Source organism: Bacillus cereus group sp. BfR-BA-01408, assembly GCF_022663305.1.
GTDB classification, from domain to species: Bacteria; Bacillota; Bacilli; order Bacillales; family Bacillaceae_G; genus Bacillus_A; species Bacillus_A pacificus.
On record NZ_JAKUFF010000001.1, the window covers coordinates 210,708 to 233,230 of the forward strand.

The window sequence follows — 22,523 nt, forward strand, 5'->3', positions numbered from 1 at the left end:
ACGTGAAATAGAATGGAATGCAATTATTGAGTTAGGAGTTAGACCAATGAGTTTGAAATATGGAAGAGATACAATTGTTGAAGTTGACTTAAATGCAGTAAAACATAATGTAAAAGAATTTAAAAAACGTGTGAATGATGAAAATATTGCAATGATGGCTGCTGTAAAAGCAAATGGGTATGGCCACGGAGCAGTTGAAGTTGCGAAAGCTGCTATTGAAGCGGGAATAAACCAGCTTGCAGTTGCATTTGTAGATGAAGCGATAGAGTTAAGAGAAGCAGGAATTAACGTGCCGATTTTAATTTTAGGCTATACGTCAGTAGCGGCTGCGGAAGAAGCAATTCAATATGACGTTATGATGACTGTTTATAGAAGTGAAGATTTACAAGGTATAAATGAAATCGCAAACCGTCTTCAAAAGAAAGCGCAAATTCAAGTGAAAATTGATACAGGGATGAGTCGTATCGGTTTACAAGAAGAAGAGGTTAAACCATTTTTAGAAGAATTAAAACGTATGGAGTATGTGGAGGTAGTAGGAATGTTTACACATTACTCTACGGCAGATGAAATCGATAAATCATATACGAATATGCAAACAAGTTTATTTGAGAAAGCTGTCAATGCAGCAAAAGAATTAGGAATTCATATTCCGTATATTCATAGTTCAAATAGTGCAGGTTCAATGGAACTTAGCAATACATTTCAAAATATGGTTCGTGTAGGTATCGGAATTTATGGAATGTATCCTTCAAAAGAGGTAGATCATTCAGTTGTTTCTCTACAGCCTGCGTTGTCGTTAAAATCAAAAGTAGCCCATATTAAGCATGCGAAGAAAAATCGCGGTGTAAGTTATGGGAATACGTATGTAACGACTGGTGAAGAATGGATTGCCACTGTACCGATTGGTTATGCTGATGGCTATAACCGTCAGTTATCTAATAAAGGGTATGCATTAATAAATGGAGTTCGAGTACCTGTTATTGGTCGTGTTTGTATGGATCAGCTTATGTTAGACGTTTCAAAAGCAATGCCAGTACAAGTGGGAGACGAAGTAGTATTCTACGGTAAACAAGGCGAAGAAAACATCGCAGTAGAAGAAATAGCGGATATGTTAGGTACAATTAACTATGAAGTTACATGTATGTTAGACAGAAGAATCCCGCGAGTTTATAAAGAAAATAATGAAACGACTGCTATTGTAAATATACTAAGAAAAAACTGAATCGATATGATTCAGTTTTTTTATTTTTGACAAATGAAAAACGCTCTATTTGTACCGTGTGATTGAATATTCTTAAAACCTACGGATTCTAGCAAATAAATTATTTCTTCATTTGAATAACAAGCTTCTTCAAATGAAAAGTCACTTCTTGTCCAATTATTATCTATGTCATGTTGAAATAGTATAAAGTTCATGACTGCTTTTTTATTTTCATCATCATATGTAGAATCAATCGTACAAACATATTCATCCGCTGTAATATGAAATGAAGCAATCAGATTTTCAAGAAATCCTTTTTCCATATTCATATCAAATACGAATGTACCTTCGCTATGAAATACGGAGTAGACATTATGAAAAACACTTTTTAATTCATCTAATTTCAAAATATGGTTTAAGCTATCGCCAGTAGAGATAACATATTGAAATTGCTCATTTATATTGAAATAGCGAGCATCATCGACGATAAAGGTTGCGTTTGGAGCGTTTTGACGTGCGTATTCAATCATTTGGGCAGAACCATCTATACCAGTTACTACAAAATGATTATCGATTAATTTCTTAGTTAGGTGACCAGTCCCGCAGCAAAGATCTAAAATATGAGAATGTGGTGGTGCATATTGTAAAACAAGTTTTTCCAAAAGTCGATAGGAGTGTTCAGCAAAATGCCCCCAATGTTTATCCCACTTTAATGGGCAGTAAGACCCCCACCTCAAGATTCAGCGAAAGCAAAGAAGTTAGGTGGGGGATCAACTGCCCATAAAAGTCCGATTGGTTCAACTAATAATCAGTGGGGGATGAAGAAAACCCCCACTGATTAAAGTTTCACTTTATTATAAATGGATGCGAAAATATCATAATCAGAATATATTAGTTTTTTAGACACATGCATTCACCTCAAAATTCATTACATTATAGTAGTCATGCTTCGTTTTCATTTCAAAACCACATTGTGTATAGCGTTGTAAAGCATTGTTATTTTTCGTTTCAACGTCTAATTCAATTGTTGAAGCTCCTTTTGTAATAAGGGTATGTACCATGGACATAAGAATATCTTTTCCGTATCCTTTACCTTGATAGGAAGGATGAACGGCGAATCCTGATAGTATAGTAGATTGCTCTTGCTTCGAAACTGTAATCGTTCCTATCACTTTTTCGTTCAATATTCATTTTATAATTCCTCACATTCGTATTTAAAAATAGGATGGATGACTTAGCCACTTCTCTAACTCCACACTGCCCTGAATAGATAATAACCGGTACAAATATCGATAGGGATGTCTACATTCTACAAGATTAGGAATAGGCATAATGGTTTCGTAACCTTGTTTAAAAGCATGAGCTTCCTTTTCTGTAAATACATATTCTAAGCTGATAAAATCAAGTTCTCGGGGAGCAACTGCGTAAGCTTCTGTATCTACTAAACCTGTAATAGTTGTACCATCAGATAAAAACTGAGTAGGGTCCATATCAATTAAAACGAGCGTAGACTCCTTTGGTGTTGGCAAGGAAGAAAGTTGTGATTCAAAAGTAGAAAATGCGTTACGGATGCTCGTATTATCGGAATAAAACCTATTTACAAGTTCTTTACTGACTTTTAATATGTGAGACTTAAATTCTTCTAGTGGAACTTGGAAAGTACCTGATGGATTTCCTATAAACTCTGCTTGAAACGAATGAATTTCTGCTAGTCCTTTTCCAAGGCTGAATAAAATTGAATTAGATTGTCCGACAAAGGATTGCAGCGTACTTCCTGTTAGTTTTTCGACACTAACATACTTTCGGCCATTTAAAACATGTTTTTGCAAAATAGTGGGGATGGGCAAGTTAGTATGCTTTTTCAATAATTCGTGTATATATTCTAAATGATGTACGTTCCTTGGATCGATTCCAAAAAGGTTTTTGCATCCCCACCAAAAATCATTGTTTGGTTCTTCAGTCATTTTTGAGGAACGAACGATGACTTCTTCATCTTTAGTTTGGACGAGAAACACATCGCTTGCATGGTCTTCATAACTTGGATGTAAAGTTTGAACAGATAATATAGGTGAAGCGAAGAGTTGTTGTAGCATGAAGGTGCTCCTTTTCTGTAAATTCGATAAATTCATTATATAACAGAATGTGTACGAAGTGGATAATGATAGGGACAACATAGAACTTAAATAAATTTACGGTGAGAAATCAGTGTGAAAATTATATTTTTCTACTTTTGTATGAATTGTCAAAATAATTTTTGATGATAAATCTGTAAAAATACAAAATATAAATCTCATATTTTTCAGTAAATGAAGAGCTAAGCACACTTTCAATAGGGGTATAAAGTAGGTTATGAAAAATATTTCTCAATAATAAAATGAAGAGAAAAATGTGAAGAAATAGAATAGATTCCTTTATAATAGTTTTAAATTGATTAATATAATTAATTATTAATAATATTAGATAGGAGAGAATATGATGGCAAACGTACTCGTAATAAATTTCCCTGGAGAAGGTCATATAAATCCGACTTTAGCTATTGTAAGTGAGTTAATTCGGCGAGGGGAGACAGTTGTTTCGTATTGTATTGAAGATTATAGAAAGAAGATTGAAGCAACAGGTGCACAATTCCGAGTGTTTGAGAATTTCCTCTCTCAAATTAATATTATGGAGCGAGTAAATGAAGGTGGGAGTCCTTTGACGATGCTGTCTCATATGATGGAAGCATCAGAACGTATTGTTACTCAAATTGTAGAAGAAACAAAAGGGGAAAAGTACGATTATTTGATATATGATAATCACTTTCCAGTAGGACGTATTATAGCCAATGTTTTAAAGTTACCTAGTGTTTCTTCTTGTACAACGTTTGCTTTTAATCAGTACATTACTTTTAACGATGAACATGAATCAAGAGAAGTAGATGAAACGAATCCATTGTATCAATCTTGTTTAGCGGGAATGGAAAAATGGAACAAACAGTATGGAATGAAATGTAATAGTATGTATGATATTATGAACCATCCTGGTGATATTACAATTGTGTATACTTCAAAGGAATATCAGCCGCGTTCAGATGTATTCGATGAATCGTATAAGTTTGTTGGCCCATCAATTGCTACTCGAAAAGAAGTAGGTAGCTTTCCTATGGAAGATTTAAAAGATGAAAAATTGATTTTCATTTCTATGGGAACAGTTTTTAATGAACAACCTGAGTTATATGAAAAATGTTTTGAAGCGTTTAAAGATGTAGAAGCGACAGTCGTATTAGTTGTTGGTAAGAAGATAAATATAAGTCAATTTGAAAACATTCCGAATAACTTTAAGTTGTATAATTATGTGCCGCAATTAGAACTATTACAGTATGCTGATGTATTCGTAACACACGGCGGTATGAATAGTTCAAGTGAAGCACTATATTACGGTGTCCCGTTAGTTGTAATTCCGGTAACAGGAGATCAGCCTTTAGTTGCGAAACGAGTAAATGAAGTAGGGGCTGGAATAAGGCTTAATCGCAAAGAATTAACTTCTGAAATGTTACGTGAGTCTGTAAAGAAAGTGATGGATGATGTAACGTTTAAGGAAAAAAGTCGTAAAGTTGGAGAGTCACTTCGAAATGCTGGTGGTTATAATAGGGCAGTTGATGAAATATTAAAAATGAATTCATACTCAAAACTTAAATAAATGTTTGGAGCACACTTACTGTAATATGTAAGTGTGTTTCTATAAATAAATTACATAAAAAATCATTGTAAAGGTGAAACTTTTGTGTATATAAACTGATATCTTTGAATTAGCATTGAAATTACGTTAAAATAATACTAAGAAAATATATAAGTTTTGGGGGTAATGAATGAAGAAAGTATTTGAATACATATTATTAACAATTGGCTCGATTATTGTAGCGGGTTCATTGGAGCTTATTTTAGCACCTAACGGATTAGTAGATGGCGGGGTAACGGCTATTGCTATTATGGCGAATAAAGTTGCTGGGTTGCCGCTTTATGGGGTGTTCTTAGGAATTAATATCCCGATTTTATTATTTACTGCAAAAGTAATGGGAAAGAAGTTCTTTATCCGTACGTCCTATGCAAATGTTGTGACAACACTCGGATTGATTTATTTAAAACCATTTCCAGCAATTACAACTTCTGAATTGTTAATTGTTCTTTATGGAGGAGTTCTATTTGGTGTTGGTGTAGGGATTGTAGTAAAAATGGGCGGAGCAATTGATGGATCAGAAATGTTAGCTGTTTGGATGAATAAACATTTTAAAGTGCCAATTAGTACATTTTTACTTGCTGTAAATGCAGTTATTTTCATCTTTGTTGCCATTTTGTTTTCAATTGAACAAGCGATGTTCTCATTAGCAATTTTCTATATTGTTACGAAGATGATTGATTTCATATTAGATGGTATTAATCAAGGAAAGAGCGTTATGATTATTTCTGGTAAAAATAAAGAAATAGGCGATCTACTTATGAAAGAACTGCAATTATCCGTTACATATCTACATGGAGAAGGTGGTTTTTTAGGAGAACATAAAAGAATCATCTACTGTATTACAAACCGTTTCATTTATCCGAAAATGAAAGATCTCGTTCTCTCTGTAGATCCAACTGCTATAATTGAAGCGTCTTATTCAACAGAAACAACTGGTGTCAAACGTCCGGGAAGGGCAGCGAGATCAGAAAAATAGTGAATGAAATAGCTCCACGTAAGTTATACTTACGTGGAGCTATTCTTATTTGGGGAACCAGGCCTTTTTCAATAATTGGACAACGGTTTCGATACGATTCTCTGGAATACTACCAAAACCGAGTAATACATATGACTCCTCCCTCACATTATGAACAGAATCGTATGTCGAGAGAGGGTATAACTTAATACGTTGTTTTGCAGCTGCATGAATAAGTTCTTGTTCGTTCATACCATTATGAACGTGAAGTACAATATGAAGTCCAGATTGTTCACCGAGTATATGCACGTTATTCCCCATTTCGTTTGTAATAGATTTAATTAAAGAAATATGCTTTCTTTTATATAACGTACGACTTCGGTTAATATGACGTTCCCAATCCCCACTTTGAATAAAGGTAGCAAAGGTAAGTTGTTGCATTGTAGAAACCGTTTGTTTATACATGCCACCAAGTTCTTTATAGGTTTTTAGCAGATGAGGTGGTAAAACGATATATCCCATTCGTAAAGAAGGTAAAAAAGATTTCGAAAAAGTTCCCATATAAATAACACGTTCATTTGAATCTAGTCCTTGTAAAGAAGGAATAGGTTTTCCAATATAGCGAAATTCTCCATCATAATCATCTTCAACAATATACCCTTTACAATCATTCGCCCATTTTAATAACTCGAGTCTTCTAGATAACGGCATAATGATTCCGAGTGGAAATTGGTGAGATGGAGTGACATATGCCACATTGGAACCTGATTCACGTAAAGCAGAAATATGAATTCCTTTATCATCTAAAGGGATAGGGTGAACAGGAAGTCCAGAACTTTGAATCATAGCAGGTATACGGTGAAATCCAGGGTTTTCGATTCCGTATTCTTTTTTTGAACCAAGTAGTTGAAGGAGTAGCCAAAGAAGAGGCTGCGTACCTGCTCCAATAATAATTTGATCAGGTGAAGAATGTACCCCGCGAGCATGATATAAATATTTTGAAATATGTTCTCGTAGAACGAGCTCACCTTGTGGATCCTCTTTGGAAAATAATTCATTTTCATACTGAAATAAAGTTTCGTGTAATGCTCTTTTCCAGTTTGTTATGGGAAAAGCTTTTTGATCAATAAGTCCTTGACTACAATCATAATCATATTGTTCTTTTTCTTTATTGTTAGCACTGTTTGACGCAATTTGTTGTTTCTTTTGAATGACATCAATATCTACTTCCGCAACAAAAATCCCGCGTTTCGGTTTGCTTTCTACATAACCTTCAGCTAGTAATTGTTGATAAGCGGATTCAACTGTAATACGGCTCACATTAAGCTGCATAGCTAAATTTCTGTGAGAAGGAAGGCGTGTACCAGCACATAGTGATCCATGAGAGATTTCGCGTTTCATATATTCGTAAATTTGTAAGTAAATAGGTGTTTTACTTTGTAACACTAAAGGAATATTCAGATCCATTTGTAGACGCTCCTTTTTATACTGGCCTTATAAAAAAGAATAGAACTGTCACTTAAACTAAGGGCAGTCGCTTTCTATAATGATGATATAACATTTAGAAAATTTTATAAATAGCAAGGGGCGAATCATAATGAATGTTAAAGCAGTAGTAACAGAAGCAGATTTACACGATGTATTTCCCGTATTACAACAATTAAGAACGAAAATTTCAAGAGAAGAGGCAAGTTCTTTATTTCAAAAAATGAAAGAAGAAAATTACAAACTATTTTCGCTACGTAACGAAGAGAATGAAGTTGTTAGTCTAGCTGGTGTAGCGATTTGTACGAATTTTTACAATGAGAAACATGTTTTTGTGTATGACCTTGTAACTGCGGAAGCTCACAGATCAAAAGGGTATGGTAAGGTTCTGCTGTCATATGTAGAAAAATGGGGGGAAGAAAAAGGATGCAGTTCTATCGTTCTTACATCTGCGTTTCCAAGAATTGATGCACATCGTTTTTATGAAAGAGAGGGCTTTAATAAGGTAAGCTATTCTTTTTATAAAGCGTTATAATATTAAGTATGTTCCATATGTACAAATATATGGAACCTATTTTCTTTTTCAGATTTGAGCTAGGAACAGGTCTAGCAATATAATTTGTCGAATATTAGAAATTAAAAATGGAATCTTGAATTTAGAGAATGTTAGGAGCGTTTAAACTTGGAAAAAATAAAGAAATTATCTATACCAAATGATGTAAGAGTCATCATTATTTCTGATATTCATGGAGAATTAGATCTTTTTAAGGAACTATTATATAAAGTTAATTTTAACGATGAGGATTATTTAATTATTAATGGTGATCTTTGTGAGAAAGGAAGAAATAGTATTGGCGTCGTAAACTATGTCATGAATCTTGTAAAGAACAATTCAAATGTTCATGTTGTTGAAGGGAATTGTGAAGTTATAGTTGAAGCGCTTGTAAATGAAAATCCTGCTTTAATAAATTATTTGTGTACGCGGAAAAATACAATTTTTAATGAATGGCTAGCGCAATTGAATATTAACGTTCATGAAGAAAGTGATATCCGTGAATTGAAAACAAAATTAATGAGCCATTTCTCAAAAGAAATAAAGTGGCTAACAGAGTTACCAACAGCGATTGAAACGGAAGATTATATATTTGTACATGCTGGCCTTGAAGATAGAGAGGATTGGAAAGAAACAGAACGAAAAAATGCGATAGCAATGCCGGAGTTTTTCAATCAATCACATAAAGTAAATAAGTATGTAGTTGTTGGACATTGGCCTGTTGTAAACTATTCAGAGAAGGCACCATCTAACAATCCTGTTATTGATAAGGAAAAAAAGATTATTGCAATTGACGGCGGAAATACGATTAAAGAGGCAGGGCAATTAAATGCATTTATCATTCATAGGAAACCAACAGGTGATAAGTTTTCTTATACATATGTAGACTGTTTTCCAGAGTATGAAGTAATAGCAGATTTTCATGCCGATGCAACAATGCAGGGCGGGGTTACCTATCCACATTATTACATAGAGCCTATTGAGAAGAAGCAAGATTACACAATATGTAGGCAAAAGGAAACGAATACATTACTTTCTGTGAAAGATGAATACATTAGGCAACTTGATTCAGGTGAATACACAGTGAAAACGGATATATCTTGTGCGCAAATAAGCGTAAAAAAAGGGGATATTGTTTCTCTCATTGATGGTAGCTGCTCAGGATATGATTTAATTAAAAAAGATGGAGTAGAAGGCTGGATAGAGAAAGGGATTTTAGTTGAGATAGAAAAGACGAAAAAGAAAATATTTAGCTGAAATAGGAGGGATGTAACCTCCTATTTTTTTTAAGAAGTAGATTGCTTGCTATCTTTAATAAGTAAATAAATCGTACTCGGTAAAATGACAAGCGTCATTCCTAAAATAATCGCTAGTATGGCATAACCTCTATATGGAGCAGAAACGATAAATGGAAGCCCCGCTAGGAAAATACCTGCTATCATCATTGAAATACTACAAATATTTGAAGCTCTTTTTTCAAGGTGCTTATCATTCCATTCCAATGAAACGGTTGATTTAGTCGTATCAATTTTGGAACTGAAATAACCTATTAATATAAATAAAAGCCCTAATGCTAAAAATATGAAATAATCAAGAGGAAGTGAAAAGCCAAGGGCGATAAGGGCAATGACAATATCAACAAAAAATAAGAATAGTAACATTGTGTTGCCGATCCAATGGAGAAATTTCTCGTTACTCGCTGCTTTAGATAAAGCTAAAAATAAAAAGAATAAGAAGGAACATATAATTATATTTACGATCACAAAAGTACTTTTATCCATCATTGACGTAGGTGTTCCATTGAAGTCCCATTTCGTAACAATACGTAATGGTAAGAAGAAATAGAGAATAATATTTGTCGTAATAATAGTGAGAAACAAAGTGATACTAAATCGATTATTCATTGAATCACCAGCTTTCTACATGAATAATTGGTATCTTATAACAAAATTATACAATATAATAAACGATATTTGTTTTGATTTTTCAGAAAAAACATTATAATTATATATGAAATAAAGAGGAACGTAGGAGGAAATTATGAAAAGCGTAATCGTAAAAGGGGATAGAGTAACAATTCGTACAATTGAAGAATCAGATATAAAAACATTATGGAATCTCGTGTTTAAAGAAGAAAATCCAGAATGGAAAAAATGGGATGCACCGTATTTTCCGTTTTCAATGCAAGAATACTCATCCTATAAGGAGAAGATGCAAACTCGTTTAAAAGAAGAACCTCTATCCAATTTAATTATAGAACATAACGGTCAAGTTATAGGGACGGTCGGATTTTATTGGGAGTATAAACCGACGCGTTGGTTGGAGATGGGAATTGTTATTTATAATCCGGCTTACTGGAATGGAGGCTACGGTACAGAAGCGTTAACGTTATATCGGGATTTACTATTTGAAAAGATGGAGATTGGTAGAGTAGGGCTCACGACTTGGTCTGGTAATGGACGAATGATGAAAGTAGCGGAGAAAATAGGAATGAGTTTAGAAGGTAGAATGCGCAAATGTCGTTATTATAACGGAACGTACTATGATTCTATTCGAATGGGGATGATTCGTGAAGAATGGGAAGCACTATGTGTAACAAAGGGGTGAAGGGATATGTACGCTATTATTGCTACATTTGATCGTGTGTTTACTAATAAAATTACAGAATTGCAAAATGAATTAACAAATATCATTGGCGTAAATCAATTAGCAGGAGGAGAACCTCATATTACATTAGCTGATTATAATGAGTTAAATGTTCATTTATATAAGGAGAAATTAGGGGAGTTTGTAGCTATGCAAGAAAATATGGACCCAGTAACTTTTCCTTCTGTTGGAGTTTTTCCTACTAACGGAACGGTCTTTCTAGCACCGACTGTTACCGATGAATTGTTAAAACTTCATCATTCTTTTCATGATTATTTAAAAATTTTTCATGACAACCCAAATTCATATTACGTACCGGGAAAATGGGTTCCGCATTGTACGATTGCAAATAGATTATATACAAAGCAGCTTTTACGTGTAATGGAATATATTTATGAAAAATTTGATCATGCAACAGCTTCAATTGAGAAATTAAAATTAATAAAGGTGAATTATGAAAATGGCTCTGCCATTTCTTCTCGTATATTAGCAGAATATAATTTAAAAAGAATGGAGACATCGAGATGACATATGTAATTAGAGAAATGAAGCAGGAAGATATTCATGCTGTACAATCAGTAGCGAAAATAGCTTGGCATGATACATACGAAGGCATTATTCCGAGAGAGATTCAAGACAGTTTTTTAGACGAGGCTTATTCTGATGAAAAAATGAAATATCGTCTTGAGAATACACATTTATTCGTTGCAGAAGAAGAGGGAGAAGTAATTGGCTTTGCAAATTTTTCACCTGTTAGGCTGCAAAACGAAGCAGAATTAGGAGCGATTTATTTGTTACCAGATCAACAAGGAAAAGGGATAGGAAGTGCTTTATTACAAAAAGGGTTAACGGTATTAAAAGGAATTCGGAAACTATACATTCATGTGGAAGCAGCGAATGAAAAAGGAAAGCGGTTTTATGAAGCGAAAGGTTTTGCACAATTAGAGGAATTTGAAGAAGATTTTGAAGGACATATGATGCAGACAGTAAGGATGGTTTTATACATATAAGGAGGACTAGAAATGAAAATTTTTGATTTTAATGAAAAAGTAGGAAAGCAAATCACAGCATTTCAATCTAATTTCATAATGTCGAAAATAGTAAATCATCAAGGGAATATACATATCGGTGCTATGCATTTAAAAGAGAATGGAATAATTGGGTATCATGAAGCAGTTGTATCGCAACTGCTTCTTATTGTGGACGGCGAAGGATATGTATGCGGGACAGATAAAGAAAAAGTGAAGGTGGAAGCGGGACAAGCTGTGTTTTGGGAGAAGGGTGAGTTTCATGAGACAAGTACAGATCATGGATTAACGGCAATTGTTATGGAAGCGGAGGATCTTGAACGAGCGATATTAATGCCTATTAAAGAGGAGAGTTGTGAAAAATGATAGAAAAGGCAAACCGGGAAGAAACGGACGAAATAATACAATATGCAGCTCAATCGCTTTTTGAAGGTACGAGGGGAAATTGTCAGTTAAATACAGAGAAAGCAATTGAAATTACAAGGCCGATTGTAGAAAAAGGAGCATATTATTTAGTCGTTAAAGAAGAAAACAGTGTAATGGGATGGATATTAATAGGGGAAAATACGGACTATTTTTCTCGTGAAAAACTAGGGTTTATTTACGAATTATATGTTTTTCCAGAGTACCGTGGGAAAGGGTTATCAAGAAAATTAATGGAGGCTGGTATTAAGGAATTACAAAAGAATTATTCAGAAATTCGTTTGAATGTATTTGCTGGAAATTTTGCAAAAGAGATGTATGAACAGTTTGGTTTTGTTGAAAGGCAGGTAATTATGACTTTGAAGTGAGAATAATAGTTTAAACGGGAGAAGTGAAAGCATGAGAAAAGAAAATGAGTATGTTACGTATTTACAAAGGTTGTATCCGGATTTACAAATAAATTCCGTTTATATAAATGAAATAGGTCAAAATAATGATGTGTTAATTGTAAATGATAATATAGTATTTCGGTTTCCGAAATATGAAAAAGGTATTCAGAAACTTCGAATAGAAACACAGTTGCTAGAGAAAATAAGGCCCTTCATTACGCTTCAAATTCCCAATCCAAGTTATCAAGGGTTTCAAAATGAAGTACCAGGGAAAGTATTTGCAGGTTATGAGATGATTGAAGGAGACCCGTTTTGGAAAAATGTTTTTACGGAAATAAATGATGAAAAGCGATTACAGAAACTTGCGTTCACATTGGCGAGATTTTTAAAAGAGTTGCATGAAATTCCGTTATCTACATTCGAAGGTATTATGCAATGTGATAGTACTGATATGTATTCAGAAATAAATAGTTTATATAGCCAGTTAAAAGAACATGTTTATCCATTCATGAGAAATGTAGCGAGAAAAGAGGTCTCAACATCGTTTGAGTGATATTTAAATGAAAGTAGTCATTTTAACTTTACTCCTAGTCTTGTTCATGGGGACTTTGGCATGACAAACATTTTATATAGTGCAACAAAAAAGAATATTTCAGGGGTCATAGATTTTGGCGGGGCGAGCATTGGAGATCCAGCTTATGATTTTGCTGGCATATTAGCTAGTTATGGAGAAGAGTTTTTACAACTATTTGAAGCCTATTATCCTAATTTAGAAGCAGTAAAGGAGCGAATGTATTTTTATAAGAGTACATTTGCGCTTCAAGAAGCATTATTTGGCGTACTAAATAATGATAAGAAAGCTTTTGAAGCTGGTATAGCACAGTATGTATAAAAAGCCGATTTTAAATCGGCTTTTTATTATTATCGATACATCGTCCACATCCCAATGTCTTTAAACCCTAGTCGTTTATAAATTCGTCCAGCAGCTGGATTGTTATAAAATAAACAAAGTGTTCGGCCTTCTTTCGTAAAGTCCTGAATCATTTTTTGCAATATGAGCGAAGCATATCCGCTCCCGCGATAATTCGGATGTGTACATACGCCAATTACCATAGCAGATAATGAATTTTCAGCAGATGTAGAGGCGGATGCAATAATAGCACCGTCTTTTTCAATATAATACGTACGTCCTGTATTTGTTTGGAGAGCTTGTCTTAATATTTTCTCTGATTCATTAGCAGTTGGGAATTCAGCGATGTTACTTCGTAATTGCATAATTCGCTCTACATCATCCAGTGTGGCAAGTTTAATGGTTTCTTGGGCAGGCGTACTAGGTAAGTTGTCGGCATCTATACATTCACAAAAATACATTTCATTTTTAGTACCTAGTTGTATACTTGAAACGGTTTCAAATCGTTCAACAATAGTTGACTTACCAGAGAGTTTCAGTGGCGTATATGCGGAAAGAAGTGCCTCATAGTCAGTTACTATAAACTCTTCTTTACTATATGGTATAAATGAATCGTGAAATCGAAGTAAAATCGATTGTAATGTTCCATTCTCTTTAAATACTCCCCATAGTTCTTGAAAATCTGTATCATAACCGAAAGCTTCAATATCTCCAATAATAAATAAGTTAAGGGCTGCTTCTTCTTTTAGGTAAGCGAATACTTGTTCATGATCTTTCTTTGTTAATTTTCGCATCATAACGAATTGACCTCTTTTTCATTTTTCTAAATATTACAACTTAAGTTTTTTGAAATCAATATAAAATTTTATGTTTAGTTCACAAACTTTCGGAAAAACTAGGAAAGATATGACAAAGGAGGTTATGAACGGTGGATCATCCAATTCAAGGATTAATGAAAGCAGCAATGGAAAATTTAAAAGAAATGGTCGATGTAAATACGATTGTTGGAGAGCCTGTTCAAACGGCTGACGGTGGTGTAGTGTTAACGGTTTCTAAAGTAGCGTTCGGGTTTGGAGCAGGAGGTTCTGATTTCCAAACGAATGATGGACAAAGAGCGAACGGTAACCCTGCATTTGGTGGCGGTAGCGCGGGTGGTGTTTCTATTACACCAGTAGCATTTCTTGTGGTGAATAAAGATGGAGTAAATATTCTTCATTTACAAAATGCGACACATTTAGCAGAGAAAATGATTGAATTAGCTCCACAAACAATTGATAAAATTCAATCGATGTTCCAAAAAGATGAAAAGAAAGAGGGAAATCATCATCCTCAAAACCCAGATGAAATCCTTTAAAAACGCCTGCTTACGAGCAGGTGTTTTTTCTTGTAATCACTATGTAATAAAACACATGAAATTGTAAATAGTTTTTGAAGTTTTTTCTATGTTTCTAAAATTTTTCATGTTAAAATATGCTATAGAATTGAAACATATAAAACGAAGGTGGCTAGGTGCTTTGTCTGGAGGATCTGACCAAGTAAAGAATATGATATATATTAATGGTAATCGTCGGGGTCATTGTTTTATTACATCAGGAATTACGTTTAAAGAGTTTGCAAGTAACATCCCTTCACCGCTTCATCAAGTGTTGCTTTTGAAGCATAACTTTGAATGGACAGATTTTCATTATCATACTTTATTTGAATATGTTGAGGAAGAAAATATACATAAGTTAATTCAAGCAGAGATTGATGAATTTGATGAATTTTGTTGGGTAGATTTTGATGATGCAAGCGATTTAGATGAACTTGAGCCAAAAGAAATTGCAGAGCTTTTATATTTGGCTCACAAAAAAGAACCACTTGCAAGAACGTTCTTTCCGTTATTGAAAAATAGATTTGTTTATTTTTCACATGATGACGGATGGTACAACAAAGTGTATTATCGTAGAATTGCTGATTTTGTAGGAATGTTAAGTAAAGTCATTCCTTATAAACTCGGTGCTTTCGGTAAGAAACGTTTTTCTTTCTTCCAAAAATCAAAAATTTTCCCAGCAATTTCAAAAGAAGTGATTATGGGGCTTATTCCATTAATGGAAGATGGTCTTTATATTGATCTGGCAGGAAAAATTGAGTCAAGAAGAGGTCTTGAAATTCCGGTATATGTAGTGGGTTCGTATGAAAGTACGGATGAGGTACTAGATAATATCGATGAATTGAAAGAAGAAGCAACAGAGACTGGTTGGCTTATTTTTGATAAGAAAGAACAAGAGTGGCAATGGGTTGTAGACTAAGAAAACTTGGCGCATGCAGTCAAGTTTTCTTGTCTTTTGAAAGGAGTACAAATGAAGAAGTATTATACAATTGTGGGTATTGTAAGTATTATTCTTGTGGCAATTTTACTTATCACTTGTCCGAAAGAATCAGATTTTAAATTGTATCTAGAAGATAAGTATGCATTGAAATGTGATGAGAGTAGTTTTGAATGCACACAAAATGTAGATGGTAAAAAAGAAAAACTAAAATTTGAAAGTACAGATGCACGAAATGGTGTATTCTTTATGACTGTAAAGCAAACATTTAAAACAGAAGCTGGTGTTACGAAAGAATATAGCGGAGTAGGAATGTTTGGTACATTTCTTTTTGTTTCAGAGAAGACTTTCTAGTAATAGAAGGTCTTTTTCTTATGCTTATGTTCATATAGATGAAGTAAGACAAGCATAGGAGGGGTATTGATGAAGAACACATGTATTGTTTGTGGCGGTGAGGAGTTTTTCTCTTCTACATTATACGCACGTACGAAACAAGATTGGGCGTATGCGCCAAATATGTACCGTTTTGAAAAGGTGTTTATTGAGCATCGGGATGAAGAAAATTATCCAGTGTTTCAAGAAATTACAGCGAAACATTGTTGTGGATGCGGTCATATTATGTTGTATCACGAATGAACACACCAAGTATAACTTGGTGTGTTTTTTTAAAACGCTGACAAAGCAAGCGGATAAAGTAAAGTAAATAAAACAGAAAAACTACCAAAACCAATTGCGGTATATCCAAGTGTTCTTGCTCCAAAATTGACAGCTAATAAGCCGACTAAAATCGCAAGAGAACCGAGTGTAACTGGATAAAATGCAATGGAGAAAAGCGAAAGAAATAAAGCGACATAGCCTATCATTGCACCGGTATTTGTACCTTCTATTTCATTTGCAATTTCTTTACGCTTATGTCTAATTGGTATGCCAGCTGGTGATATTTCAGCTGCATACTCTTCGTTTTTTTCACCACTTTTAAAATGATGATTTCTCTTTCTTCGCATGTACATCCCTCTCTTTCAATTGGGTGTATCTATAGTATCTTTCAAAATGAGAAGAGCATGAGTATGAGTTAAACCCAAGTAAAGCAAAAATTGGAGAATAAAGATTCCTTCATTAGCATGTACATCTCCTTATGAAGATAAAACAGGGATTTTGGAAAATGATGTAGAATGAAATGAGTGACAAAACGTGAAGGTAGGGGATTGCATGAAAAAATTTAATTGGCATGAGTCAGCAGAGAAAAAATGGGATAGTAGTGCAGAATTTTGGAACCAAAATAGTCAGGAGATGTGGGATAGTGGGAGTAGGAGTACGATTATTCCATTTTTTGAACAATACGTGAAGAAAGAAGCCAAGGTGCTTGACGTTGGTTGTGGTGATGGATACGGTACATATAAATTAAGTCGCGCAGGATATAAAGCAGTTGGTGTAGATTTATCGGAAGTGATGATTCAAAAAGGGAAGGAGCGCGGAGAAGGACCAAATTTATCTTTTATAAAAGGAGATCTTTCTTCCTTACCATTTGAAAATGAACAATTTGAAGCAATTATGGCAATTAATTCTTTAGAATGGACCGAGGAGCCATTACGAGCATTAAATGAGATTAAGCGTGTTTTACAAAGAGATGGATATGCATGTATTGCAATTTTAGGACCGACAGCAAAGCCACGAGAGAACAGTTATCCTCGTTTATATGGCAAGGATGTTGTTTGTAATACGATGATGCCTTGGGAATTTGAACAGTTAGCGCAAGAACAAGGTTTTGAAGTTGTAGATGGTATCGGTGTATATAAGCGCGGAGTAAATGAGCAGATGTTAGGTCAACTACCTACAGAATTACAACAATCGTTAACATTCTTATGGGTATTTATGTTAAAAAACGTATAAAGAAATGAAAGAATTTTTAGGAGGTAAATAAGTGCAGAAAATACAAAAAACTGATACAATATCATCAGAACCAATTAAAGGGGGACTAGGGTATATGACAACTACTACAACAGTTAAATCCGACATTGAAATCGCACAAGAAGCGAGTATGAAGAAGATTCAAGAAATTGCAGCTGATTTAAATATTTTAGAAGATGAATTAGAGCCATACGGGCATTATAAAGGTAAGCTATCTCTTGATATTTTTAAGCGCTTACAGAATGAGAAAGACGGTAAAGTTGTTTTAGTAACAGCGATTAACCCAACTCCAGCTGGAGAAGGTAAATCAACAGTAACAGTTGGTTTAGGTCAAGCTTTTAATAAAATTGGTAAGAAAACAGTAATTGCACTTCGCGAACCATCTCTTGGGCCAACGATGGGACTAAAAGGCGGAGCAGCAGGCGGTGGTTTTTCACAGGTTGTACCTATGGAAGACATTAACCTTCACTTTACTGGAGATATCCATGCGATCACAACTGCTAATAACGCGTTAGCGGCGTTTATTGATAATCATATCCAACAAGGAAATACACTTGGAATTGATACGCGTAAAATCGTTTGGAAACGCTGTGTTGACTTAAATGATCGTGCCCTACGTAACGTAGTAATTGGTCTTGGTGGACCCGTTCAAGGTGTACCACGTGAAGATGGTTTTGATATTACAGTAGCATCTGAAATTATGGCCGTATTCTGCCTTGCGACAGATATTCAAGATTTAAAAGCACGTCTATCACGCATCGTAGTTGCTTATAATTTTGCAAATCAACCTGTAACGGTTAAAGATTTAGGTGTAGAAGGTGCGTTAACATTATTATTAAAAGACGCATTAAAACCAAACTTAGTACAAACGCTAGAAAATACACCAGCTATCATTCATGGCGGACCATTTGCGAATATCGCTCACGGTTGTAACAGTGTTATCGCTACAACAATGGCAGCAAAATTAGGTGATTATGTTATTACAGAAGCTGGATTTGGTGCTGATTTAGGTGCAGAGAAGTTTTTAGATATTAAAGCTCGTGCAGCTGGTATTAAACCAGAAGCAGTTGTTATTGTTGCGACGATTCGTGCGCTTAAAATGCATGGCGGCGTAGCAAAAGATCAATTAAAAGAAGAAAATGTAGACGCATTAGCAAAAGGTATGGAAAACTTACAGAAGCATGTTGAAACAATTCAAAGCTTCGGTGTGCCTTTCGTAATTGCAATTAATAAATTTATTACAGATACAGATGCAGAAGTTGCTTACTTACAAGAATGGTGTAATGAGCGTGGCTATGCAGTATCCTTAACGGAAGTTTGGGAGAAAGGTGGCCAAGGTGGAGTTGACCTTGCTGAAAAAGTGTTAAAAGAAATTGAAAAAGGCGAAAACAACTACGCACCACTTTATGAGTTAGAATTACCATTAGAAGAAAAAATTCGTACAATTGCTCAAAAAGTGTACGGTGCAAAAGATATTGAATTTGCTCCAAAAGCGCGTAAGCAATTAGCTCAATATGAAGGAGAAGGCTGGAGTAACCTACCAGTTTGTATGGCGAAAACACAATACTCTCTTTCTGACGATGCAACAAAATTAGGTCGTCCATCTGACTTTATCGTTACAATTCGTGAGCTAAAACCATCTATTGGTGCAGGCTTTATCGTTGCGTTAACAGGAACAATGTTAACAATGCCAGGCCTTCCGAAACAACCAGCAGCACTACAAATGGATGTAAATGAAGATGGAAAAGCAGTAGGTTTATTCTAAAAGGTTGTAATTCATCTCGTTTATCTGTAAACTATATATACATCAAGTGGCGCCTTTCCATCGAAAGGCGCCTGTTTTTTGGAGGAAATTATGTTTGATCCAACTGCTTTTGATAATTTAAAAGTAATCGTAGAAGGCGCTGTTTATGATTTTGATTTACATGGAGATATTCTTGTAACAGATCGAAAAGATATGATGGACCTTGCTTCATTAAGTCGTATATATCATATCTCATTTCAATTAACAGAACCATTCGAACCGTTAGTAGAAGCAACATTTTCGCTATCTGTAGATGCAAAGAACTTGTCTGGTGAAATACTAGAAGTGCCTCAGTTTACACCAGGTTGTGAAATGAAGCTAGCATTTTCATTCCCGTTAGAACAACCAGAAGTAAAATGCGAAGAAATTGAAACATTAATGCGTTCTATATGGGGAAAAGAAAGAATGATTATGCAGAAAGTTTCATACGAATATAATAAGCAAGCGATTTCATATCATAATAAGGTAGAGGTTCTATTTCAAAAAGCGATTACAGAAGACCATGTTGATGATTTAATAGCTGTTATTTCACACATGATAGAAACGGTGCGAACAATACAACATTTTCTTCAAAAATAGAGATAAAGGAGAAAAACAAATGATAAAAGATATGCAACCATTTTTACAACAAGCTTGGGAGAAGGCTGGTTTTAAAGAGTTAACTGAAATTCAAAAACAAGCGATTCCAACTATTTTAGAAGGACAAGACGTTATAGCTGAATCTCCAACTGGAACAGGAAAAACATTAGCGTACTTATTACCCCTTTTACATAAAATTAATCCTGAAGTAAAACAGCCACAAGTTGTTGTTTTAGCACCAACACGTGAACTTGTCATGCAAATTCATGAAGAGGTTCAAAAGTTTACAGCAGGAACTGAAATTTCAGGTGCATCTTTAATTGGTGGTGCCGATATTAAGCGCCAAGTTGAAAAATTAAAGAAACACCCAAGAGTAATTGTCGGTTCACCAGGCCGTATTTTAGAATTAATTCGTATGAAAAAGCTAAAAATGCATGAAGTAAAAACAATTGTATTTGATGAGTTTGATCAAATTGTAAAACAAAAGATGATGGGTGCTGTACAAGATGTAATTAAATCTACGATGCGCGATCGTCAATTAGTATTCTTCTCGGCGACAATGACAAAAGCGGCAGAAGATGCGGCACGTGATTTAGCAGTGGAACCACAATTAGTACGTGTAACACGTGCAGAATCAAAAAGCTTAGTTGAGCATACGTATATCATTTGTGAGCGACGCGAAAAAAATGATTACGTAAGAAGAATTATGCATATGGGCGATGTAAAAGCAGTTGCGTTCTTAAACGATCCATTCCGTTTAGATGAAATTACTGAGAAATTGAAATTCCGTAAAATGAAAGCAGCGGCTCTTCATGCAGAAGCAAGTAAGCAAGAACGTGAAGCAACGATGCGTGCATTCCGCGGCGGGAAATTAGAAATTCTACTTGCTACTGATATTGCAGCACGTGGAATCGATATTGACGACTTAACACATGTAATTCACTTAGAATTACCAGACACAGTAGACCAATACATTCACCGCTCAGGACGTACTGGACGTATGGGTAAAGAAGGAACTGTTGTATCTCTTGTAACACCGCAAGAAGAGCGTAAATTACTACAATTTGCGAAAAAATTAGGTATCGTATTTACGAAGCAAGAAATGTTCAAAGGATCATTTGTAGAAACGAAACCGAAAGCACCAAAGAAAAAGAAACCAGCGTTTACTGGGAAGAAAAAGCCTAGATAAATGATGGGGAAGGCGTAACTATTTGTAGTTACGCCTTTTTTGTTTGTAATCAAGTGATAATGGGAATTGTATTAGTGCTTTTTTATATGCTTCTACTGGGGGGATCGAAAAAAGGTAGTTTATTTATTTGGTTTATACGAGGAAATAATATAAAAAAAGTCGAATATTAAATTGGATTCAATGGATATAACATGATCGAAAGAAATGATTATTTTGACGGACTAGATGGGATGAGTCAGTCGATAAATTTTGCAAAGAAGTACATACCAACTCAAAAGGAATAATGATAGTACATGTAGAAACCTACTTAGAATATAAAAAACATTAGGGGGAAATGAAATGATTCATAAGGTCGGACAAATTATGCTGTATGTAAACAATCAAGATGAGGCAGTCAATTTTTGGACGGAAAAGGTAGGGTTTCATGTAGTTGCAGAGGAAGATAACAAACAAGGAATGAGATGGATTGAAATCGCTCCGAAAAGTGAGGCAGAAACAAGCATTATATTACATAATAAAGAAGTGATTTCTAAGATGAGCCCAGAATTAAATCTTGGTACACCGTCACTAATGTTCTTCTCAGAAAGTCTGGATCAATTATATACAGATTTAAAAAATAAAAATGTTACTGTTGGTGAAATGGTAACTATGCCTTCTGGTAAAGTATTTAACTTTGCTGATAGTGAAGGGAATTATTTTGCGGTTATGGAAAAGAACCGATAATAATATTGCTATGTGAAAATCCCCCTCAAACATATTGAGGGGGATTAAATCTTTGAAATGAATTTTTCATTGGAGAGTTGATTAATATAAAATGCACCTTTTTCAATAGCAGTTTCCATATAACCGACCATTTGATTAAACGTAAATACCTGTAAGTCTTCATGCAAATTTTGCTCTGGATACAACATATCTTCAAAAAGATACTTTCGAAAAGCCAAAACGTTTTCTTTAGAAACCTCTTCAATATCCACAATGTGAGCCTCTTGATTGAGAAGAGAGAAGAGCTGTTGTTCTTTATCGTAATGATGAAGCAACTTTGCATTTAACAATTTAAAATCGTTATAGTACATAGGTGCAATCGTTTCGTCATTTTCTATTCTATTTTTTAGCCAAGGTAGAAAAAAGCCGCTTAGCCAATTGTCATCGGCAATGAGGTGGGTGTAATAGCCTAAAAGAAAAGGGGAATCCATATGGGCTCTATATTTTTGAAAAAAAGAATTGAAATCTATCCTTCTCGTATAGTTTTTCGTCGTGCCTGCGTAAAAATGTGAAGTTCCTTTTTCTTCTGTTGAATGAACCGCATCAGGGGCTACACCTCCGAGTATGAAAGAAGTTTTATCTTGAATACATAGTTTTTCGGCAATACCGTTAGCGATAATAGCATGCATAATTCGTGATCCCATGAATGACACCTCGGTTTCAAG

The 22,523-nt window shown here is 34.6% G+C and carries 26 protein-coding genes and 3 pseudogenes; 21 read left to right on the forward strand and 8 right to left on the reverse strand.

Annotated elements, in window-relative coordinates:
- Positions 1 to 46 precede the first annotated feature (46 nt).
- Positions 47 to 1,222, forward strand: a complete 1,176-nt coding sequence (alr, locus tag MR083_RS01085; protein ID WP_011040256.1) for an alanine racemase — start codon at positions 47 to 49, stop codon at positions 1,220 to 1,222.
- A gap of 20 nt (positions 1,223 to 1,242) precedes the next feature.
- Here the strand turns inward: alr and MR083_RS01090 are convergent, their stop codons facing one another.
- The 3 genes and pseudogenes from MR083_RS01090 to MR083_RS01100 form a co-directional block, all read right to left on the reverse strand.
- Positions 1,243 to 1,938 carry a class I SAM-dependent methyltransferase gene (locus MR083_RS01090; protein ID WP_396022290.1) on the reverse strand — a complete coding sequence of 232 codons (696 nt, stop codon included), beginning with the start codon at positions 1,936 to 1,938 and terminating at the stop codon, positions 1,243 to 1,245.
- A gap of 162 nt (positions 1,939 to 2,100) precedes the next feature.
- A pseudogene (locus tag MR083_RS01095) lies at positions 2,101 to 2,388 on the reverse strand (GNAT family N-acetyltransferase); the annotation flags it as partial.
- Positions 2,389 to 2,415: 27 nt separating this feature from the next.
- Positions 2,416 to 3,294, reverse strand: coding sequence for a nitrate reductase (locus MR083_RS01100; RefSeq protein WP_242268267.1), 879 nt, complete (start codon positions 3,292 to 3,294; stop codon positions 2,416 to 2,418).
- A 382-nt stretch (positions 3,295 to 3,676) separates the two neighbouring features.
- Here MR083_RS01100 and MR083_RS01105 point away from each other — a divergent pair, with 382 nt between their 5' ends.
- Positions 3,677 to 4,879: a macrolide family glycosyltransferase gene (locus tag MR083_RS01105; protein WP_000024485.1), complete on the forward strand. Its 1,203-nt coding sequence runs from the start codon at positions 3,677 to 3,679 to the stop codon at positions 4,877 to 4,879.
- Positions 4,880 to 5,048: 169 nt separating this feature from the next.
- Positions 5,049 to 5,894 (forward strand): YitT family protein, encoded by an 846-nt coding sequence (locus MR083_RS01110; RefSeq protein WP_000755119.1) that lies wholly within the window; start codon positions 5,049 to 5,051, stop codon positions 5,892 to 5,894.
- A 45-nt stretch (positions 5,895 to 5,939) separates the two neighbouring features.
- Here MR083_RS01110 and pdxR read toward each other — a convergent pair whose 3' ends face one another.
- Positions 5,940 to 7,340: a MocR-like pyridoxine biosynthesis transcription factor PdxR gene (gene pdxR, locus MR083_RS01115; RefSeq protein ID WP_242268269.1), complete on the reverse strand. Its 1,401-nt coding sequence runs from the start codon at positions 7,338 to 7,340 to the stop codon at positions 5,940 to 5,942.
- Positions 7,341 to 7,470: 130 nt separating this feature from the next.
- Here pdxR and MR083_RS01120 point away from each other — a divergent pair, with 130 nt between their 5' ends.
- Positions 7,471 to 7,893 (forward strand): GNAT family N-acetyltransferase, encoded by a 423-nt coding sequence (locus MR083_RS01120; protein ID WP_016717300.1) that lies wholly within the window; start codon positions 7,471 to 7,473, stop codon positions 7,891 to 7,893.
- Between the two features lie 147 nt (positions 7,894 to 8,040).
- Positions 8,041 to 9,168: a metallophosphoesterase gene (locus MR083_RS01125; protein ID WP_242268270.1), complete on the forward strand. Its 1,128-nt coding sequence runs from the start codon at positions 8,041 to 8,043 to the stop codon at positions 9,166 to 9,168.
- A 29-nt stretch (positions 9,169 to 9,197) separates the two neighbouring features.
- Here the strand turns inward: MR083_RS01125 and MR083_RS01130 are convergent, their stop codons facing one another.
- Positions 9,198 to 9,815, reverse strand: a complete 618-nt coding sequence (locus tag MR083_RS01130) for a DUF1648 domain-containing protein (protein ID WP_001065179.1) — start codon at positions 9,813 to 9,815, stop codon at positions 9,198 to 9,200.
- A gap of 136 nt (positions 9,816 to 9,951) precedes the next feature.
- Between MR083_RS01130 and MR083_RS01135 the strand changes: the two genes are divergently transcribed.
- From MR083_RS01135 to MR083_RS01160, 6 genes and pseudogenes are all read left to right on the forward strand, one after another.
- Positions 9,952 to 10,518, forward strand: coding sequence for a GNAT family N-acetyltransferase (locus MR083_RS01135; RefSeq protein ID WP_242268271.1), 567 nt, complete (start codon positions 9,952 to 9,954; stop codon positions 10,516 to 10,518).
- A gap of 6 nt (positions 10,519 to 10,524) precedes the next feature.
- Positions 10,525 to 11,085: a 2'-5' RNA ligase family protein gene (locus tag MR083_RS01140; RefSeq protein WP_242268272.1), complete on the forward strand. Its 561-nt coding sequence runs from the start codon at positions 10,525 to 10,527 to the stop codon at positions 11,083 to 11,085.
- A complete protein-coding gene (locus MR083_RS01145; RefSeq protein WP_000222822.1) occupies positions 11,082 to 11,567 on the forward strand; it encodes a GNAT family N-acetyltransferase in 486 nt (161 codons plus the stop codon). Before MR083_RS01140 ends, MR083_RS01145 begins: the two co-directional genes overlap by 4 nt.
- Before the next feature lie 12 nt (positions 11,568 to 11,579).
- Positions 11,580 to 11,951, forward strand: a complete 372-nt coding sequence (locus MR083_RS01150) for a cupin domain-containing protein (protein WP_242268273.1) — start codon at positions 11,580 to 11,582, stop codon at positions 11,949 to 11,951.
- Entirely contained in the window at positions 11,948 to 12,376 is a 429-nt protein-coding gene (locus MR083_RS01155) for a GNAT family N-acetyltransferase (RefSeq protein WP_242268274.1), read from the forward strand. Before MR083_RS01150 ends, MR083_RS01155 begins: the two co-directional genes overlap by 4 nt.
- A gap of 31 nt (positions 12,377 to 12,407) precedes the next feature.
- Positions 12,408 to 13,289, forward strand: a pseudogene (locus MR083_RS01160) (phosphotransferase family protein).
- A 29-nt stretch (positions 13,290 to 13,318) separates the two neighbouring features.
- Here MR083_RS01160 and MR083_RS01165 read toward each other — a convergent pair.
- Positions 13,319 to 14,104 carry a GNAT family N-acetyltransferase gene (locus tag MR083_RS01165; protein ID WP_242268275.1) on the reverse strand — a complete coding sequence of 262 codons (786 nt, stop codon included), beginning with the start codon at positions 14,102 to 14,104 and terminating at the stop codon, positions 13,319 to 13,321.
- Positions 14,105 to 14,235: 131 nt separating this feature from the next.
- Here MR083_RS01165 and ytfJ point away from each other — a divergent pair, with 131 nt between their 5' ends.
- The 4 genes from ytfJ to MR083_RS01185 all read left to right on the forward strand — a co-directional run bounded on the left by ytfJ (position 14,236) and on the right by MR083_RS01185 (position 16,252).
- Positions 14,236 to 14,661 (forward strand): GerW family sporulation protein, encoded by a 426-nt coding sequence (gene ytfJ / locus MR083_RS01170; protein WP_000349987.1) that lies wholly within the window; start codon positions 14,236 to 14,238, stop codon positions 14,659 to 14,661.
- Between the two features lie 160 nt (positions 14,662 to 14,821).
- Entirely contained in the window at positions 14,822 to 15,598 is a 777-nt protein-coding gene (locus MR083_RS01175) for an oxalate:formate antiporter (RefSeq protein WP_000014090.1), read from the forward strand.
- 51 nt (positions 15,599 to 15,649) lie between these two features.
- On the forward strand, positions 15,650 to 15,970 hold the full coding sequence (locus MR083_RS01180; protein ID WP_000761181.1) for a hypothetical protein: 321 nt from the start codon (positions 15,650 to 15,652) through the stop codon (positions 15,968 to 15,970).
- Between the two features lie 69 nt (positions 15,971 to 16,039).
- Positions 16,040 to 16,252 carry a hypothetical protein gene (locus MR083_RS01185; RefSeq protein ID WP_000798747.1) on the forward strand — a complete coding sequence of 71 codons (213 nt, stop codon included), beginning with the start codon at positions 16,040 to 16,042 and terminating at the stop codon, positions 16,250 to 16,252.
- A gap of 29 nt (positions 16,253 to 16,281) precedes the next feature.
- On the opposite strand, the gene MR083_RS01190 is transcribed toward MR083_RS01185, so the two are convergent.
- Positions 16,282 to 16,620 carry a hypothetical protein gene (locus MR083_RS01190; RefSeq protein WP_001253199.1) on the reverse strand — a complete coding sequence of 113 codons (339 nt, stop codon included), beginning with the start codon at positions 16,618 to 16,620 and terminating at the stop codon, positions 16,282 to 16,284.
- Positions 16,621 to 16,825: 205 nt separating this feature from the next.
- On the opposite strand from MR083_RS01190, the gene MR083_RS01195 reads away from it, so the two are divergent.
- The 6 genes and pseudogenes from MR083_RS01195 (at position 16,826) to MR083_RS01220 (ending at position 21,819) form a co-directional block, all read left to right on the forward strand.
- A complete protein-coding gene (locus tag MR083_RS01195; RefSeq protein WP_242268276.1) occupies positions 16,826 to 17,506 on the forward strand; it encodes a class I SAM-dependent methyltransferase in 681 nt (226 codons plus the stop codon).
- A gap of 94 nt (positions 17,507 to 17,600) precedes the next feature.
- On the forward strand, positions 17,601 to 19,289 hold the full coding sequence (locus tag MR083_RS01200) for a formate--tetrahydrofolate ligase (RefSeq protein WP_011040261.1): 1,689 nt from the start codon (positions 17,601 to 17,603) through the stop codon (positions 19,287 to 19,289).
- Between the two features lie 90 nt (positions 19,290 to 19,379).
- Positions 19,380 to 19,907, forward strand: coding sequence for a hypothetical protein (locus MR083_RS01205; protein ID WP_000460219.1), 528 nt, complete (start codon positions 19,380 to 19,382; stop codon positions 19,905 to 19,907).
- Between the two features lie 19 nt (positions 19,908 to 19,926).
- On the forward strand, positions 19,927 to 21,096 hold the full coding sequence (locus MR083_RS01210) for a DEAD/DEAH box helicase (RefSeq protein WP_000588613.1): 1,170 nt from the start codon (positions 19,927 to 19,929) through the stop codon (positions 21,094 to 21,096).
- Between the two features lie 170 nt (positions 21,097 to 21,266).
- A pseudogene (locus MR083_RS01215) lies at positions 21,267 to 21,380 on the forward strand (sugar phosphate isomerase/epimerase family protein); the annotation flags it as partial.
- A 55-nt stretch (positions 21,381 to 21,435) separates the two neighbouring features.
- Positions 21,436 to 21,819, forward strand: a complete 384-nt coding sequence (locus MR083_RS01220; RefSeq protein WP_242268277.1) for a VOC family protein — start codon at positions 21,436 to 21,438, stop codon at positions 21,817 to 21,819.
- 44 nt (positions 21,820 to 21,863) lie between these two features.
- Here MR083_RS01220 and MR083_RS01225 read toward each other — a convergent pair whose 3' ends face one another.
- A complete protein-coding gene (locus MR083_RS01225; protein ID WP_242268278.1) occupies positions 21,864 to 22,502 on the reverse strand; it encodes a zinc dependent phospholipase C family protein in 639 nt (212 codons plus the stop codon).
- Between the last annotated feature and the right edge of the window lie 21 nt (positions 22,503 to 22,523).